The sequence below is a fragment of the Agaribacter marinus genome, from assembly GCF_030160655.1.
Taxonomy (GTDB): Bacteria; Pseudomonadota; Gammaproteobacteria; order Enterobacterales; family Alteromonadaceae; genus Glaciecola; species Glaciecola marina.
This window is the reverse complement of sequence record NZ_BSOT01000009.1, coordinates 290,959-305,045: the sequence shown is the minus strand read 5'-3', so window position 1 is coordinate 305,045 and position 14,087 is coordinate 290,959. Positions and strand designations below refer to the sequence as shown.

20 protein-coding genes and 1 pseudogene are annotated in these 14,087 nt (G+C 42.1%); 2 read left to right on the top strand and 19 right to left on the bottom strand.

Translation table 11 applies throughout. The annotated features are described in order from the left end of the window. The first annotated feature begins 460 nt into the window (after nucleotides 1-460). Entirely contained in the window at nucleotides 461-1,249 is a 789-nt protein-coding gene (locus tag QQK00_RS17010) for a hypothetical protein (protein ID WP_284218869.1), read from the top strand. Nucleotides 1,250-1,325: 76 nt separating this feature from the next. Here the strand turns inward: QQK00_RS17010 and rplQ are convergent, their stop codons facing one another. The 17 genes from rplQ to rplN all read right to left on the bottom strand — a co-directional run bounded on the left by rplQ (nucleotide 1,326) and on the right by rplN (nucleotide 9,793). Next, nucleotides 1,326-1,727, bottom strand: coding sequence for a 50S ribosomal protein L17 (rplQ, locus tag QQK00_RS17005; RefSeq protein WP_284218868.1), 402 nt, complete (start codon nucleotides 1,725-1,727; stop codon nucleotides 1,326-1,328). Between the two features lie 41 nt (nucleotides 1,728-1,768). Next, nucleotides 1,769-2,758 carry a DNA-directed RNA polymerase subunit alpha gene (locus tag QQK00_RS17000; RefSeq protein WP_284218879.1) on the bottom strand — a complete coding sequence of 330 codons (990 nt, stop codon included), beginning with the start codon at nucleotides 2,756-2,758 and terminating at the stop codon, nucleotides 1,769-1,771. Between the two features lie 20 nt (nucleotides 2,759-2,778). Continuing rightward, a complete protein-coding gene (rpsD, locus tag QQK00_RS16995; RefSeq protein WP_284218867.1) occupies nucleotides 2,779-3,399 on the bottom strand; it encodes a 30S ribosomal protein S4 in 621 nt (206 codons plus the stop codon). A 21-nt stretch (nucleotides 3,400-3,420) separates the two neighbouring features. After that, nucleotides 3,421-3,810 carry a 30S ribosomal protein S11 gene (gene rpsK / locus QQK00_RS16990; RefSeq protein WP_284218866.1) on the bottom strand — a complete coding sequence of 130 codons (390 nt, stop codon included), beginning with the start codon at nucleotides 3,808-3,810 and terminating at the stop codon, nucleotides 3,421-3,423. A gap of 16 nt (nucleotides 3,811-3,826) precedes the next feature. Further along, a complete protein-coding gene (gene rpsM / locus QQK00_RS16985) occupies nucleotides 3,827-4,183 on the bottom strand; it encodes a 30S ribosomal protein S13 (RefSeq protein WP_284218865.1) in 357 nt (118 codons plus the stop codon). Between the two features lie 140 nt (nucleotides 4,184-4,323). Next, nucleotides 4,324-4,437 carry a 50S ribosomal protein L36 gene (gene rpmJ, locus QQK00_RS16980; protein ID WP_075607266.1) on the bottom strand — a complete coding sequence of 38 codons (114 nt, stop codon included), beginning with the start codon at nucleotides 4,435-4,437 and terminating at the stop codon, nucleotides 4,324-4,326. A 19-nt stretch (nucleotides 4,438-4,456) separates the two neighbouring features. Next, nucleotides 4,457-5,764, bottom strand: coding sequence for a preprotein translocase subunit SecY (secY, locus tag QQK00_RS16975; RefSeq protein ID WP_284218864.1), 1,308 nt, complete (start codon nucleotides 5,762-5,764; stop codon nucleotides 4,457-4,459). 5 nt (nucleotides 5,765-5,769) lie between these two features. Continuing rightward, nucleotides 5,770-6,204, bottom strand: coding sequence for a 50S ribosomal protein L15 (rplO, locus tag QQK00_RS16970; RefSeq protein ID WP_284218863.1), 435 nt, complete (start codon nucleotides 6,202-6,204; stop codon nucleotides 5,770-5,772). Nucleotides 6,205-6,207: 3 nt separating this feature from the next. Then, nucleotides 6,208-6,390: a 50S ribosomal protein L30 gene (gene rpmD / locus QQK00_RS16965; protein ID WP_284218862.1), complete on the bottom strand. Its 183-nt coding sequence runs from the start codon at nucleotides 6,388-6,390 to the stop codon at nucleotides 6,208-6,210. 6 nt (nucleotides 6,391-6,396) lie between these two features. Further along, nucleotides 6,397-6,900, bottom strand: coding sequence for a 30S ribosomal protein S5 (gene rpsE, locus QQK00_RS16960; RefSeq protein WP_284218861.1), 504 nt, complete (start codon nucleotides 6,898-6,900; stop codon nucleotides 6,397-6,399). 9 nt (nucleotides 6,901-6,909) lie between these two features. Next, the gene (gene rplR / locus QQK00_RS16955; protein WP_284218860.1) at nucleotides 6,910-7,263 is read right to left on the bottom strand and encodes a 50S ribosomal protein L18; all 354 of its coding nucleotides are present in this window, start codon (nucleotides 7,261-7,263) and stop codon (nucleotides 6,910-6,912) included. A 9-nt stretch (nucleotides 7,264-7,272) separates the two neighbouring features. After that, entirely contained in the window at nucleotides 7,273-7,806 is a 534-nt protein-coding gene (gene rplF, locus QQK00_RS16950) for a 50S ribosomal protein L6 (protein ID WP_284218859.1), read from the bottom strand. A gap of 13 nt (nucleotides 7,807-7,819) precedes the next feature. Continuing rightward, a complete protein-coding gene (gene rpsH, locus QQK00_RS16945) occupies nucleotides 7,820-8,212 on the bottom strand; it encodes a 30S ribosomal protein S8 (protein WP_284218858.1) in 393 nt (130 codons plus the stop codon). Between the two features lie 12 nt (nucleotides 8,213-8,224). Further along, nucleotides 8,225-8,530: a 30S ribosomal protein S14 gene (gene rpsN / locus QQK00_RS16940; RefSeq protein ID WP_284218857.1), complete on the bottom strand. Its 306-nt coding sequence runs from the start codon at nucleotides 8,528-8,530 to the stop codon at nucleotides 8,225-8,227. 11 nt (nucleotides 8,531-8,541) lie between these two features. Next, nucleotides 8,542-9,081 (bottom strand): 50S ribosomal protein L5, encoded by a 540-nt coding sequence (gene rplE / locus QQK00_RS16935; protein ID WP_284218856.1) that lies wholly within the window; start codon nucleotides 9,079-9,081, stop codon nucleotides 8,542-8,544. 16 nt (nucleotides 9,082-9,097) lie between these two features. Beyond that, nucleotides 9,098-9,412 carry a 50S ribosomal protein L24 gene (rplX, locus tag QQK00_RS16930; RefSeq protein ID WP_284218855.1) on the bottom strand — a complete coding sequence of 105 codons (315 nt, stop codon included), beginning with the start codon at nucleotides 9,410-9,412 and terminating at the stop codon, nucleotides 9,098-9,100. Nucleotides 9,413-9,424: 12 nt separating this feature from the next. Then, the gene (gene rplN, locus QQK00_RS16925) at nucleotides 9,425-9,793 is read right to left on the bottom strand and encodes a 50S ribosomal protein L14 (RefSeq protein ID WP_124029309.1); all 369 of its coding nucleotides are present in this window, start codon (nucleotides 9,791-9,793) and stop codon (nucleotides 9,425-9,427) included. A gap of 533 nt (nucleotides 9,794-10,326) precedes the next feature. On the opposite strand from rplN, the pseudogene QQK00_RS16920 reads away from it, so the two are divergent. Next, a pseudogene (locus QQK00_RS16920) lies at nucleotides 10,327-10,836 on the top strand (nitrate- and nitrite sensing domain-containing protein); the annotation flags it as partial. A 57-nt stretch (nucleotides 10,837-10,893) separates the two neighbouring features. Here the strand turns inward: QQK00_RS16920 and rlmB are convergent. Together rlmB and rnr are read right to left on the bottom strand one after the other, a co-directional pair. Next, a complete protein-coding gene (gene rlmB, locus QQK00_RS16915; protein ID WP_284218854.1) occupies nucleotides 10,894-11,637 on the bottom strand; it encodes a 23S rRNA (guanosine(2251)-2'-O)-methyltransferase RlmB in 744 nt (247 codons plus the stop codon). Between the two features lie 5 nt (nucleotides 11,638-11,642). After that, the gene (gene rnr / locus QQK00_RS16910) at nucleotides 11,643-14,024 is read right to left on the bottom strand and encodes a ribonuclease R (RefSeq protein ID WP_284218853.1); all 2,382 of its coding nucleotides are present in this window, start codon (nucleotides 14,022-14,024) and stop codon (nucleotides 11,643-11,645) included. Nucleotides 14,025-14,087: the final 63 nt, after the last annotated feature.

Genomic DNA, 14,087 nt, shown 5'->3' with positions numbered 1-14,087 from the left:
CAGCGTTCAATCTGAGCCATGATCAAACTCTTCAATTAAAATCGAATTACAAATAAACTTTTTTGTTAGAACACTCATTACGAGTGCCCACACAGATTGTCTTGCTAAATTGTTAAAGAACGTCGCTTGTGATGTGCCTTGTAGGCCTTGCCTCAAGCGGGGTGCGAATAATACGCTTCCCAAAGTTTTTGTCAAGGTTTTTATTAAAAAATCTTCAAACTATTTCTTAATTACTTACCGTATTTAATCACACAATATCTGGCAACAAATACACTGACAAACACACTGTCTGAAGCATTATCCCCTGACAGCGGAGGCGCATTGTAGAGATTTCTTCACAAAGGTCAATACTATTTTTGATAAATATTTGAATATTTTTGATCTATTGCGTAAATTATACTCTGTTAACAAAATGTAATGCCGATAAAAGACAAAGAACATCAAGTTAAAGGTGAACATAGTGGTAAGTACCAAACGCTTAGGTGCGGCTATTTTATTAACGCTTTTTGTAAATCCATCACTCGCAATGACAGATTCTCACAAAAGTGTAGTCCAAGAGCCCAACAAAAATTCAGTCGTTTTTTTTAAACGTCAAGTACATTCGAACAATTCAGTCGAGAATGCTGTAAAAACATTATTATCGCGCTATCCCGAAAAAACGGCAGAATTTGTAAAAATAGCTTTCTATACTTATCCGGATAGATACAAAGAAATAATACAAGCTAGTGTTAAAGCGCAACCTTCATTTGTCGATGATATAATTAAGATTGCGAATGAGCTAGATGTATCAGATCCAACAGAAATTATTTCAATTGCAGTAAATGCAGAACCTTCTTATGCAGAGATTGCCACAAAAGCAGCGTGTAAATATTCACCAGAACACTTTAATGAGATAGTAAGAACTGCAGTCAAAAACGAACCTGATTCTGCCGACCAAATCGCACAAAAACTTGTAACTGCCTATCCCAATAAAACCATGGATATTCTGATCACCACAATAAAAGAAGTGCCATATGTAGGAAAGTACATATTGGATGCGCTATTGGCCATCGTACAAGAGGATGATGGGACAAGCGAAGAGATGATTATTTTAACGATAGAACAACTTGCAGAGTATCCAGATGCAATGGATAGATTAGTTAAACTTGCTAAAGAATATAATATTGAACAAACCAGAGTAAAAGATAGTGCTTTAAAAGGCGGTATTGACGAACAATCAATTGCGGTCATGATTAAAAGTCACTATTAACTAGCATTGCGCCAAAATTCAAACATTAAAAAACCCGGTATTAAACCGGGTTTTTTTAAAGCGCAAATTAATTTGCCTATTCTTCAGTTGCTTCTGCTTCAGTCTCTTCAACTTCAACAACTGGACGGTCAACCAATTCAACATAGGCCATAGGTGCATTGTCTCCAGTACGGAAACCACACTTTAGTATACGAATGTAACCGCCTGGGCGAGCTTCATAACGTGGACCAAGTTCATTGAATAATTTACCTACCACTTCTTTATCACCAGTTCTTGCCATTGCCAAACGGCGGTTAGCAACACTGTCTTGCTTAGCAAGTGTGATTAGTGGTTCAATCACTCGACGAAGCTCTTTTGCTTTAGGCACTGTAGTCTTAATAACTTCATGCTTAACCAAAGAACCTGCCATGTTCTTAAACATGGCTTGTCTGTGACTGCTATTGCGATTTAACTGTCTACCACTCTTGCGATGGCGCATAGCTCTATCCTTCTGTAAAAATCAGTTTACTAATAACCTGATTAGTCTTTTTCAGCGATGCTTTCAGGTGGCCAATTTTCTAGGCGCATACCTAGAGACAAGCCACGTGAAGCAAGTACATCTTTAATTTCTGTAAGTGACTTCTTACCAAGATTTGGTGTCTTAAGAAGTTCAACTTCAGTACGCTGTACCAGGTCACCAATGTATTGGATAGCTTCAGCTTTCAAACAATTAGCAGAACGTACCGTTAATTCTAAATCGTCTACTGGACGAAGAAGAATTGGGTCAAATTCTGGTTTTTCCTCTTTTTGCTCTGGAACAGAAATATCACGCAATTCAACGAATGCGCCTAACTGGTCAACAAAAATAGTAGCAGCGCGACGAATGGCTTCTTCCGGATCTAATGTTCCGTTAGTTTCCATATCAATAATTAACTTATCCAAATCTGTACGTTGTTCAACACGTGCAGACTCAACAGAATAAGCAATACGCTCTACAGGACTGAATGAAGCATCAACTAACAAACGACCAATTGGACGATCATCATCTTCAGAGGAACGACGAGCAGCAGCCGGGACATATCCACGACCAACTTCTACTTTAATGCGCATACTAATTTCAGCATCGCCTGTTAAAGTACAAATTACATGCTCAGGATTAACAATTTCCACGTCACCGTCATGCTGAATATCACCAGCAAGAACAGGACCTGCGCCTGACTTTACTAGAGTCAAAGTTGCTTCAGTTTTACCTTCTAGCTTAACTGACAATCCTTTAAGGTTTAGCAAGATTTCTAAAACGTCTTCTTGCACACCTTCTTTTGCTGTGTATTCATGTAAAACACCGTCTATCTCTACTTCACTTACTGCACATCCTGGCATTGAAGAGAGTAAAATGCGACGTAATGCATTGCCAAGAGTGTGGCCAAACCCACGCTCTAATGGCTCAAGTGTTACTTTTGCACGAGTAGGAGAAACGTTTTCTATTTCAACTAATCTTGGCTTTAGGAATTCGGTCACTGAACCCACGATGTTTCCTCTTTAGTTATGCTTTACTTAGAGTAAAGTTCGACAATCAACTGTTCGTTTATGTCCGCAGACAAATCCGTTCTCTCTGGAATGCGTTTGAACACACCTTCCAATTTAGTGTTGTCAACTTCCAACCATGTTGGCTTTTCACGTTGATCTGCTAGTTCTAATGCAGCACCAATGCGAGCTTGTTTCTTCGCTTTTTCACGAACAGAAACAACATCTTCAGCTTTCACGTTAAACGAAGGAACGTTAACTACTTGTCCATTTACAAGGATTGCCTTATGGCTCACAAGTTGTCGCGCTTCAGCACGAGTACTAGCAAATCCCATACGGTATACAACGTTGTCTAGACGTTGTTCCAAAAGCACCAACAAGTTTTCACCTGTGTTGCCTTTAAGGCGAGCAGCTTCTTTGTAATAGTTTCTAAATTGTTTTTCCAATACGCCATACATACGACGTACTTTTTGCTTTTCACGCAATTGAATTCCGTAATCAGACAAACGGCCACGACGGGCACCATGCTGACCGGGAGCAGTGTCAATTTTACACTTACTATCAATTGCTCTTACGCCGCTTTTAAGGAACAAGTCGGTTCCTTCACGACGACTTAGTTTGAGTTTTGGACCCAAATATCTAGCCATGATCTTTCTCCAACTGTTCGTCTATACGCGACGTTTTTTAGGTGGACGACATCCGTTATGAGGGATAGGCGTCACATCTGTGATATTAGTGATCTTATAACCCGTCGCATTTAATGCACGAATTGCAGATTCACGACCTGGACCTGGTCCCTTTACGAATACTTCAATGTTTTTCAATCCGTATTCTTGCGCAGCCACGCCAGCTCTTTCAGCAGCAACCTGCGCAGCAAAAGGAGTTGATTTACGTGAACCACGGAAGCCAGAACCGCCAGAAGTAGCCCAAGATAGCGCATTTCCTTGACGGTCAGTAATAGTCACAATAGTGTTATTGAAAGAAGCATGGATATGAGCCATACCGTCTGCAACCTGACGCTTTGCACGTTTACGCGCACGAGTAGGTGTTTTAGCCATTATTTATCTCCCTCGCTTACTTTTTAATAGGTTTACGAGGACCTTTACGGGTGCGCGCATTTGTTTTAGTGCGCTGACCACGTAGAGGTAAGCCACGACGGTGGCGAATACCACGGAAGCAACCTAGGTCCATCAAACGTTTGATGCTCATAGAAACTTCACGGCGAAGATCACCTTCAACTGTGAATTTCGCAACTTCATCACGAAGTTTATCTATTGTCGTCTCATCCAAGTCTTTAATCTTGGTAGACTCTGATACACCTGCATTACCGCAAATTTCTTTTGCGCGTGTTGCACCAATGCCGAAAATCGACTGTAGCGCAATAACTGTATGCTTGTGCTCAGGAATGTTAATGCCGGCGATACGGGCCATTAACTGCACTCCTCTAAATATAAGTTACTAGCCTAAAAAGCCCGATAGGATACTTACCCAGTAACTAAATTGCAAATAAAGTCTAAAGGTCACATTAAATCTAGACTTAATGTGACCAAAATAGACCAACTTTTTGAAGATTAACCTTGCCTTTGCTTATGCTTTGGCTCTACACAGATCACTCTAACAACGCCGTTACGTTTAATGATCTTGCAGTTACGGCAAATCTTTTTAACGGATGCACGAACTTTCATTACATCACTCCGTAAATGCCTAACCTTTAAGGTTAGCTTTTTTGAGAACATCCCCGTATTGATGTGACATCAAATGGGTCTGCACTTGGGCCATGAAATCCATTATTACTACACATATAATGAGTAGTGATGTGCCGCCGAAGTAAAATGGTACATTAAACCACAACAACAGGAATTCAGGGACTAAACAAACAAAAGTAATATAGAGAGCACCAGCGAGGGTTAAACGCGTCATCACCTTATCAATATAACGTGATGTCTGCTCCCCAGGACGGATACCAGGAATAAACGCACCAGACTTTTTCAAATTATCTGCTGTATCACGCGGATTAAACATCAACGCAGTATAGAAGAAACAGAAAAATATAATCGTTATTGCATACAAAATAACATACAAGGGTTGCCCAGGAGACAACGCTAATGACACGTCAGTCAAAAATGATAAAGATTCATTTTGACCGAACATACCAGATAGCGTACTGGGAAAAAGTATAATACTAGAAGCAAAGATTGGAGGAATAACACCCGCCATATTCACCTTTAAAGGAAGATGAGAACTTTGCGCCGCAAACACTTTTCGGCCCTGCTGTCTTTTTGCGTAGTTTACCACTATGCGACGTTGAGCACGCTCAACGAAAACAACCAAGTATGTCAATGCAATAACAATGGCAGCAATTACGATTAAGAAAAGGAAATTTACATCACCTTGCCTAGCCTGCTCTGCCGTTTGTCCGATTGCTGTTGGTAGACCTGCTACGATACCTGCGAAAATTAGAATCGAGATACCATTACCTATTCCACGCTCCGTAATTTGCTCACCTAACCACATTAAAAACATAGTCCCAGTAACCAAACTAACTATGGCCGTGAAGTAGAATGCAAGCCCTGGATTTAGAACCAATCCGGGAATTAGATTCGGTAACCCTGTGGCGATACCAATGGATTGAAATGTTGCAAGTACAAGGGTTAAGTAGCGCGTATATTGGCTAATTTTTCGTGTACCTGACTGTCCTTCTTTTTTCAATTCCTTAAGTGGTTCATGTACTGTCGCCATCAACTGCATAATGATAGATGCTGTGATGTACGGCATTATTCCAAGCGCTAGTACCGATGCTCTTTCTAGTGCACCACCAGAGAACATGTTGAACATACCAACAATTGTCCCTGTTTGTTGCTCAAATATTTGAGACAACACATTACCGTCAATACCTGGAATAGGTACATATGAACCAAGTCTGAACACGAAAATTGCGCCAAGTACGAACAATAAACGAGACTTAAGTTCGCTTAATCCGCCTGCACCTGAACCTTGCCCTGGTTTCGCCATTTAGGTTATTCCTCTACTTTACCGCCTGCCGCGTTAATCGCTTCTAACGCGCCTTTGGTGACTTTTAAGCCATTTACTGTAACAGCACGGCTGATTTCGCCACTCTTGATTACTTTAACGTGCAACATTTCTTTTTTAACAAGACCTGCTGCTTTCAAAGTGTCAAGAGATACTAGATCACCTTCAACTTTAGCAATTTCGCTCAGTGTAACTTGATCAGTCACTCGTGAGATTCTTGACGTAAAACCGAACTTCGGTAAACGGCGCTGGATAGGCATTTGACCACCTTCAAACCCAGGCTTAACAGAACCACCAGAACGACTTTTCTGACCTTTGTGACCGCGGCCACCAGTTTTACCTAAGCCAGAACCGATACCTCGACCGACGCGCTTACCTGAACTTTTAGCTCCAGGTGCAGGAGCAATAGTATTTAATCTCATCACTTACTCCTCTACGATCTCAACCATGTAATTTACACGGTTAACCATACCGCGAACGGATGGTGTATCTTCAAGTTCACGAACTTGACCGATTTTACGTAAGCCAAGACCAACTAATGTTGCTTTGTGCTTAGGTAAACGACCAATCGAGCTTTTAGTTTGCTTAACTTTAATAGTCTTAGCCATGTTCGATTACCCCAAAATCTCGTTAACCGGCAATCCACGCTTCGCGGCAACTTTCTCTGGCGAATTCATTTCGACCAAAGCATTAATTGTTGCGCGTACCACATTGATTGGGTTTGTTGAGCCGTAGCATTTTGAAAGAACGTTTTGTACACCAGCTACTTCCATTACTGCACGCATCGCACCACCAGCAATAATACCGGTACCTTCTGATGCAGGCTGCATGTAAACTTTAGAACCTGAATGACGCCCTTTAATTGGGTGCTGTAGAGTATTTCCGTTTAGGTCAACCGTTACCATATTACGACGTGCCTTTTCCATTGCTTTTTGAATAGCAGCAGGAACTTCACGTGCTTTACCATAACCAAAACCTACACGGCCATTACCATCGCCAACCACTGTTAATGCAGTAAAGCTAAAGATGCGACCACCTTTAACTACTTTCGAAACGCGGTTTACAGCGATAAGCTTCTCTAACAAGTCACCTTGTTGTTGAACTTCTTGTTTAGCCATAATTAACTCCTAGAACTGAAGACCCGCTTCGCGAGCGGCGTCAGCCAGTGCTTTCACACGACCGTGATATTTAAAACCACTTCTATCGAAGGCAACTTCTTTAACACCTTTTTCGATAGCACGTTCTGCGATCGCTTTACCCACAGCCGCTGCCGCTTCTGCATTGCCGGTAGACTTAAGATCACCTTTAAGACCTTTTTCTACAGTAGAAGCTGCCGCAATTACTTCAGAACCGCTTGGCGCAATTAACTGAGCGTAAATGTGACGTGGTGTGCGATTAACGACTAAGCGGTTTACAGCTAATTCGCTGATTTTTTTACGTGCACGCGTTGCGCGACGTATACGAGCTGATTTCTTATCCATCTCACTCACCTACTTTTTCTTAGCTTCTTTACGACGTACAACTTCATCTGCGTAACGAACACCTTTGCCTTTATATGGCTCTGGCGGACGATATGCACGAATGTTAGCTGCGACCTGTCCAACAACCTGCTTATCAATGCCTTTAACAACGATTTCAGTTTGTGTCGGTGTTTCTACAGTAATACCTGTTGGCATTTCGTAGACTACAGGGTGTGAAAAGCCCAACGTTAGGTTAAGTTTGCTACCTTGTGCTTGCGCACGGTAACCAACACCATTCAGTTGAAGTTTCTTTTCAAAACCTTGAGTAACGCCTTTCACCATTGAATTCAATAATGCATTCGCTGTACCTGCTTGCGCCCAACCGTTAGCTACACCTTCTTTTGGCGCGGTAACAAGCTGACCGTCTTCTTGTACAACGTTAACTGCATCATTAAATACACGGCTTAACGTTCCTTTAGAACCTTTTACTGTAACTTCTTGACCTGCGATGTTTACTTCAACACCAGAGGCAATAGCTACAGGAGCTTTTGCTACACGTGACATCTTATTCTCCCCGTTACGCTACATAACCGATGATCTCACCACCCATACCCGCTTTACGCGCTGCACGGTCAGTCATCACACCTTTTGAGGTAGACACGATAGCAATACCAAGTCCGCCGAGTACTTTAGGAAGCTCATCTTTTTTCTTATAGATGCGCAAACCAGGACGGCTAACTCTTTGAATTGTATCAATTACTTTTTTACCTTCGAAGTATTTCAAGCTGACCTGTAATGTTGGTTTAACATCACCTTCAACACTAAAACCTTCTACGTAACCTTCATCTTGTAAAAGCTTTGCAATTGCGACACGAAGCTTTGAAGAAGGCATAGAAATCGTAACTTTTGACGCCTGTTGGCCGTTACGAATTCGGGTAAACATATCCGCGATAGGATCTTGCATGCTCATATGTGCTACTCCTTACCAGCTGGCTTTTTTGAGGCCAGGGACTTCACCACGCATTGCAGCTTCACGAAGCTTAATACGAGAAAGACCAAATTTGCGTAGGAAACCATGTGGACGACCTGTTACACGACAACGATTTTGCTTGCGTGAAAGAGACGAGTCACGTGGAAGTTTTTGTAGCTTAAGAACAGCGTCCCAACGCTCTTCTTCAGAAGCATTCACGTCATTGATAACTGCTTTCAAAGCAAGACGTTTTGCTGAATGTTTCTTAACCAGCTTGGCACGTTTTACTTCACGTGCTTTCATTGATTCTTTTGCCATAACCCTACACCTTATTTTCTAAACGGGAAGCTGAACGCGCTTAATAGGGCGTGTGCTTCTTCGTTAGTATCTGCGCTAGTAGTGATAGTAATATCCATACCACGCACTTTATCCACCTTATCAAAATCGATTTCGGGGAAGATGATTTGCTCACGTACACCCATGCTATAGTTGCCTTTACCGTCAAAAGATTTCGGGTTAAGACCACGGAAGTCACGGATACGAGGAATTGTAATTGAGATTAAACGCTCAAGAAATTCCCACATACGTTCGCCACGTAGGGTTACTTTACAGCCAATCGGATAACCTTCACGAATTTTAAAACCCGCTACTGATTTTCTAGCAACAGTGACAACTGGTTTTTGACCAGCAATAGCTGCCATGTCAGCTTGCGCAGACTCTAGCACCTTTTTGTCAGCAACTGCTTCACCTAAACCCATGTTTAAGGTGATTTTTTCAATCCGAGGGACTTGCATGACGCTTTTGTACCCGAACTGCTTAGCAAGTTCAGCTACTACTGTTTCTTTATAGAAATCATGCAGTTTCGCCATCGTACACTCCAATTAATTAAACTAGTTCACCGTTAGACTTGAAGAAACGCACTTTCTTTCCTTCTTCGTCACGGAAACCAACGCGATCTGCTTTACCCGTTGCCGAGTTAACAATCGCTACATTAGACACATGAATTGATGCTTCTTTCTCAACAATTCCACCCGGCTCACCCAATTGTGGGTTTGCTTTTTGGTGTTTCTTGATGATGTTCACACCTTCAACATAAACGCGGTCAGATTCAGTAACAACGCGAAGAACTTTGCCTTGCTTGCCCTTATCTTTACCTGCAATTACGACTACTTCATCATCACGACGAATTTTTCTAGCCATTATCGTGACTCCTTATAGTACCTCTGGGGCCAATGAGATGATTTTCATGAAGTTATCTCCACGAAGCTCACGTGTGACCGGGCCAAAGATACGCGTACCAATAGGTTGCTTGTTTGCATTAAGCAATACAGCTGCGTTGTTATCGAAACGGATGGTTGAACCATCTGCGCGACGAACGCCTTTCCTAGTACGCACCACCACTGCATTCAGTACGTCACCTTTTTTTACTTTACCGCGAGGAATTGCTTCCTTGACAGTAACTTTGATGATGTCACCGATATGTGCATAACGGCGATGCGAGCCACCAAGAACCTTAATACACTGAACCCTGCGAGCGCCGCTGTTATCAGCAACATCCAGGTTAGTTTGCATTTGGATCATGTTAGTGCTCCGCTGTTAAATATATCGACTCAAAATTGAGCCATAAAGCCGCTATTTACCTCACTTTTATTGAGGAAATAGACCATACCCCCATAAAAAGGGCGCGAAACTATAACAGAACTAAACACAAAACGATAGTTTAAATTACAACAAAGTAAAAATTAGATAGCAGGTGATGCTCTCGTATAAAACGTACAGGTTAGAATCACAAACAAAAACACAATAAAAATAGACTAAAGTCGCAAATAAATATGCCACTGACTAGCTATAAGTTGCAGGTAAATCTCTACTTTGTATACACATAAAACACCACTGTTTTCTCATTGGAACACGTTCTCACGAATTTTATCAAATCAATCAATGTCTCTCGTGCAATATCTCTTATATTGTTCATTCCACTTGGCTTATTAATTGTCGTCTCTTCGCTACTGATGACGTAATACAAAAAAATTTAGGAGAGCAAGATTTGGCGATCGATATCGTCAGAATATCTACGTTGCTCGATTCAATAGCACACACACGCGGTTGAACGAGGCACATCAGCTGGATTTTTAGGGAGCAAAAGCACAAAAGGTATAGATGCGATGTCATCTGCAAGGAAAAATGCAGATACAGCAAAAAAAATGCTTATCAACTTCGATGAAAACTCATTGGAAGAATTCCCTGTAGACAAATTCCAAGAAATTAAAAGTCGATTGCAATCTAAATTCAAAGATAAACAGGACATAAGAGGATTAGTAGACAGTACGTCGCCAAACAATGGCGCGTTCGACTACTACTCTGTTCTTAACAGTCAAGCCCTCAGTACGATACAACGCATCTCAATCTATATTGACGTTTTGAATTATTCAATAGATGAAGTAGCGTCCGCAATTGAAGAACTTTCAGCAGTGTCGGTACAAATAAATACTAATATGCAGATTATTGAAACGGGCTCAGAGACAATGTTGTCGGCAAGCGAAAAAAACAGCACAACCGTAACGTCATTGTCTTCAGAATTTCAACACGTACTCACTCAAATAAATGAGTTTACATTAGATTGAGGCCACAAGTATCAGGACGATTGCTTATGTCATGTAGCTTTAACTAAAAGCGTTAAGCTAGCTAGACACTCGCTGCCTAACAACTTCATACAAACAAATGCCTGTCGCGACAGAAACGTTAAGACTAGACACTGAACCTGCCATGGGCAATTTAATTAATTCGTCGCAGTTTTCACGTGTCAGGCGCCTCATACCTTTGCCTTCAGCCCCCATAACCAGCGCCATTGGGCCAGACAAGGATACATCATAGATAGACTGTGTTGCCTCACTGGCCGTACCAACCACCCAAACGCCTGCATCTTGCATATTTTTCAAGGCTCGCGACAAGTTTGTCACCTGAATAAGCGGAATAACCTCGGCTGCTCCGCAGGCCACCTTGCGAACCGTGGGCGTTAAGCTGGCTGATTTATCCTTGGGCACTACTACAGCATCAACACCTGCAGCATCAGCAGTTCTTAAACATGCACCTAAGTTATGCGGGTCTGTCACGCCATCTAACACCAAAACAAACGGTTTGTTTGCCTTTGACAGAATCACATCTAAATCGCTGTCATCTAATACTCTAGCGGGTTTAGCGCGCGCGATGACCCCTTGATGTTGTTCGCCTTTCGCTTTTTCATCAAGTGTTTTACGGTGACAAAAATTAACAGCGATCCCATGCTTGCGTGCTAGATTAACCACCGAATTTAGTCTGTCGTCATCTCGACCTTTTGCGATAAACAATTCATAAACACGCTCAGGTTCTCTTTCAAGTACTGAGGCTAGTGCATGTATTCCGTACACCATTTCTTGTTGGGCCATTGGCGCTACCTTTTTTTCTTCAACTTATTACGTGACGCTTTATTTTTTTTAGACGTCGGTCCAGCTTTCCGGCGCGAATTGACTTTAGGCGCACGCTTGCCTCTATTTTCAGTATTTGCAGCTTTTGCCTTATCCGCACTTACTACATTAACGTCGCCAGTGCTCTTACCACCACGCGGCTTTCTTTTTTTCTTTTTCTTGGTAACCCCTTTAGGTAAATCTTTTAGAACCAAGTCTATTTTACGTTCATCAAGGTTAACCGCAGCCACTTTTACAACTAAGGGGTCGCCCAAACGATAGGTTAATCCCGTGCCTTCACCAACTAAACACTGTTTTAGTTCATCATAGTGATAGTAGTCAGACGCTAGTGACGTAATATGTATTAAACCATCGATATGATATTCAGTTAAGCGGACAAAAAGCCCAAAGTTGGTCACAGACGCAACTACACCTTCAAAAACCTCGCCAACACGCTCCAACATAAACTCGCATTTTAACCAGTCGGATACATCTCGGGTAGCGTCATCAGCTCTGCGCTCTGTCATTGAGCATTGCTCACCTAGCTGCTCAATCTCATCGACAGAATATGCCTTAGCACCAGTAGTGACTTTTTTATCTAATTTTGCATTAATTATAGCTTTTAGTGCGCGATGCACGACTAAATCAGGATAACGCCGAATTGGAGAAGTAAAATGCGCATATGCATGAAGCGCTAAACCAAAATGTCCAACGTTATCACCATCATAAACGGCTTGTTTCATTGACCGTAACAACATAGTTTGAATCAACTCGGCATCTAAGCGGTGTTTGGTTTTGTTTATCACCTGCGTAAAATCGCGCGGCTGAGGCGATTCACCAAACCCCACTTCAACCCCTATTTCACGCAAGTATTGCTTAAATGTTGACAATCTATCATCGTCAGGCGAATCATGTACTCTAAAGAGTGCTTCCGCATTATTTGTCTCGATGTATCTCGCCGCACAAACATTCGCGGCTATCATGCACTCTTCAATAATTTTATGCGCATCATTTCGCACTAAAGGTACTATATGCTCAATTTTACGTTCAGCATTGAAAACGAATCTAGTTTCGTTAGTCTCAAACTCAATCGCTCCTCGGCCAGCACGAGATTTTTTAAGTGCACCAAATAGTGCGTTTAAATTCTCTAGGTCATCAACGCGCGCGCGATAACGTTCACGCAGTGCTTGATCACCATCCAGTATTTGCCAAACCTTTGTATACGTGAGTCGAGCATGAGAACGCATAACAGCTTCATAGAAGGTAAAATCGCCAATGCCGCCACCCGCATCGATTTGCATTTCACACACCATACATAAACGATCGACATCTGGATTGAGCGAGCATAAGCCATTTGAAAGGACTTCGGGCAGCATCGGAATTACGTTTTCAGGAAAATAAACCGAGTTGCCGCGCTTAACTGCTTCGGTATCTAATGCGGTACCTGGACGCACATAGGCGCTGACGTCTGCAATTGCCACCCATAACGTGAAGCCGCCCTCTTTGCGTGGTTGGCAGTATACTGCGTCATCAAAATCTCGTGCATCTTCACCATCAATCGTAACAAGTGGTAGGTCACGTAAGTCTCGTCTATTCTGTTTAGCGTCTTCTGGTACTTCATCCGTCAACTGTTCAATTGAGCTCAATACAGATTTAGGCCAATTGTGCGGAATATCAAATGTTCGCAGCGCAGTTTCAATTTCCATGCCCGGCGCCATGTGCTCACCAATCACTTCAATAATTTTGCCGCTGGCGTTTACATGACGTCTCGGCCGCTGTGTAATTTCAACTACCACCACATTGCCTTGCTTAGCATTCATGTCAGCGTCGGCAGGAATAACAATTTCATGACAAATTCTATTGTCATCAGGCACGACAATACCCGCACCATATTCTGTGTAAAATCGTCCAACAATAGGTTCTTTACGAGGCTCAATGACTTGATTTACTCTAAATTCCGTGCGGCCTCTTCTATCTTCACCCGCGGTAATTCCTTCCACTTTATCATCATGGATTAAGGTCGTCATTTGATGCACAGGGATAAAATAATCTTTTTCAGTCAATGAATGTTTCAAGAACCCATAGCCATCTCTATGGCCTATCACTCGCCCTTGGACCAACTCATTTTGCTTTTGAACTTCGTATTGTTTTTTCTTGTTAAATTTAACCTGTCCTTCACGCTCCATCGCTCTAAGCCGACGTTGAATTCCAACGCGACTCATTTCATCTTGTGCATCAGCAGCTTGACAAATGTCTAAAAATGATAGGCTAGTATTGGCTTTTTTGAGAATGGACAGCAAGTGCTCACGACTCGCGACAGGGTTTTCATATTTTTCTTTCTCACGATTAAAGTGAGGATCTTTACTCATATATTATTCAAACAAATTTTCTTTATGGCGCAATAATACAGGAATTACCCGACTTGTTTGATT

Excerpts from the sequence above, each read along its gene's own strand:
- rlmB (WP_284218854.1), bottom strand. The coding sequence starts at position 11,637 with ATGGCCCAACAAGAAATGGTGTACGGAATACATGCACTAGCCTCAGTA.
- rplF (WP_284218859.1), bottom strand. The coding sequence starts at position 7,806 with ATGTCACGTGTAGCAAAAGCTCCTGTAGCTATTGCCTCTGGTGTTGAA.
- rplR (WP_284218860.1), bottom strand. The coding sequence starts at position 7,263 with ATGGATAAGAAATCAGCTCGTATACGTCGCGCAACGCGTGCACGTAAA.
- rplN (WP_124029309.1), bottom strand. The coding sequence starts at position 9,793 with ATGATCCAAATGCAAACTAACCTGGATGTTGCTGATAACAGCGGCGCT.
- rpsH (WP_284218858.1), bottom strand. The coding sequence starts at position 8,212 with ATGAGCATGCAAGATCCTATCGCGGATATGTTTACCCGAATTCGTAAC.
- rplX (WP_284218855.1), bottom strand. The coding sequence starts at position 9,412 with ATGGCTAGAAAAATTCGTCGTGATGATGAAGTAGTCGTAATTGCAGGT.
- rplO (WP_284218863.1), bottom strand. The coding sequence starts at position 6,204 with ATGAGATTAAATACTATTGCTCCTGCACCTGGAGCTAAAAGTTCAGGT.
- rpmD (WP_284218862.1), bottom strand. The coding sequence starts at position 6,390 with ATGGCTAAGACTATTAAAGTTAAGCAAACTAAAAGCTCGATTGGTCGT.
- rpsN (WP_284218857.1), bottom strand. The coding sequence starts at position 8,530 with ATGGCAAAAGAATCAATGAAAGCACGTGAAGTAAAACGTGCCAAGCTG.
- rplE (WP_284218856.1), bottom strand. The coding sequence starts at position 9,081 with ATGGCGAAACTGCATGATTTCTATAAAGAAACAGTAGTAGCTGAACTT.
- rpsK (WP_284218866.1), bottom strand. The coding sequence starts at position 3,810 with ATGGCTAAAACACCTACTCGTGCGCGTAAACGTGCAAAGCGTCAGGTT.
- secY (WP_284218864.1), bottom strand. The coding sequence starts at position 5,764 with ATGGCGAAACCAGGGCAAGGTTCAGGTGCAGGCGGATTAAGCGAACTT.
- rpmJ (WP_075607266.1), bottom strand. The coding sequence starts at position 4,437 with ATGAAAGTTCGTGCATCCGTTAAAAAGATTTGCCGTAACTGCAAGATC.
- rplQ (WP_284218868.1), bottom strand. The coding sequence starts at position 1,727 with ATGCGCCATCGCAAGAGTGGTAGACAGTTAAATCGCAATAGCAGTCAC.
- rpsD (WP_284218867.1), bottom strand. The coding sequence starts at position 3,399 with ATGGCTAGATATTTGGGTCCAAAACTCAAACTAAGTCGTCGTGAAGGA.
- rpsE (WP_284218861.1), bottom strand. The coding sequence starts at position 6,900 with ATGGCTAAACAAGAAGTTCAACAACAAGGTGACTTGTTAGAGAAGCTT.
- rnr (WP_284218853.1), bottom strand. The coding sequence starts at position 14,024 with ATGAGTAAAGATCCTCACTTTAATCGTGAGAAAGAAAAATATGAAAAC.
- rpsM (WP_284218865.1), bottom strand. The coding sequence starts at position 4,183 with ATGGCCCGTATCGCCGGCATTAACATTCCTGAGCACAAGCATACAGTT.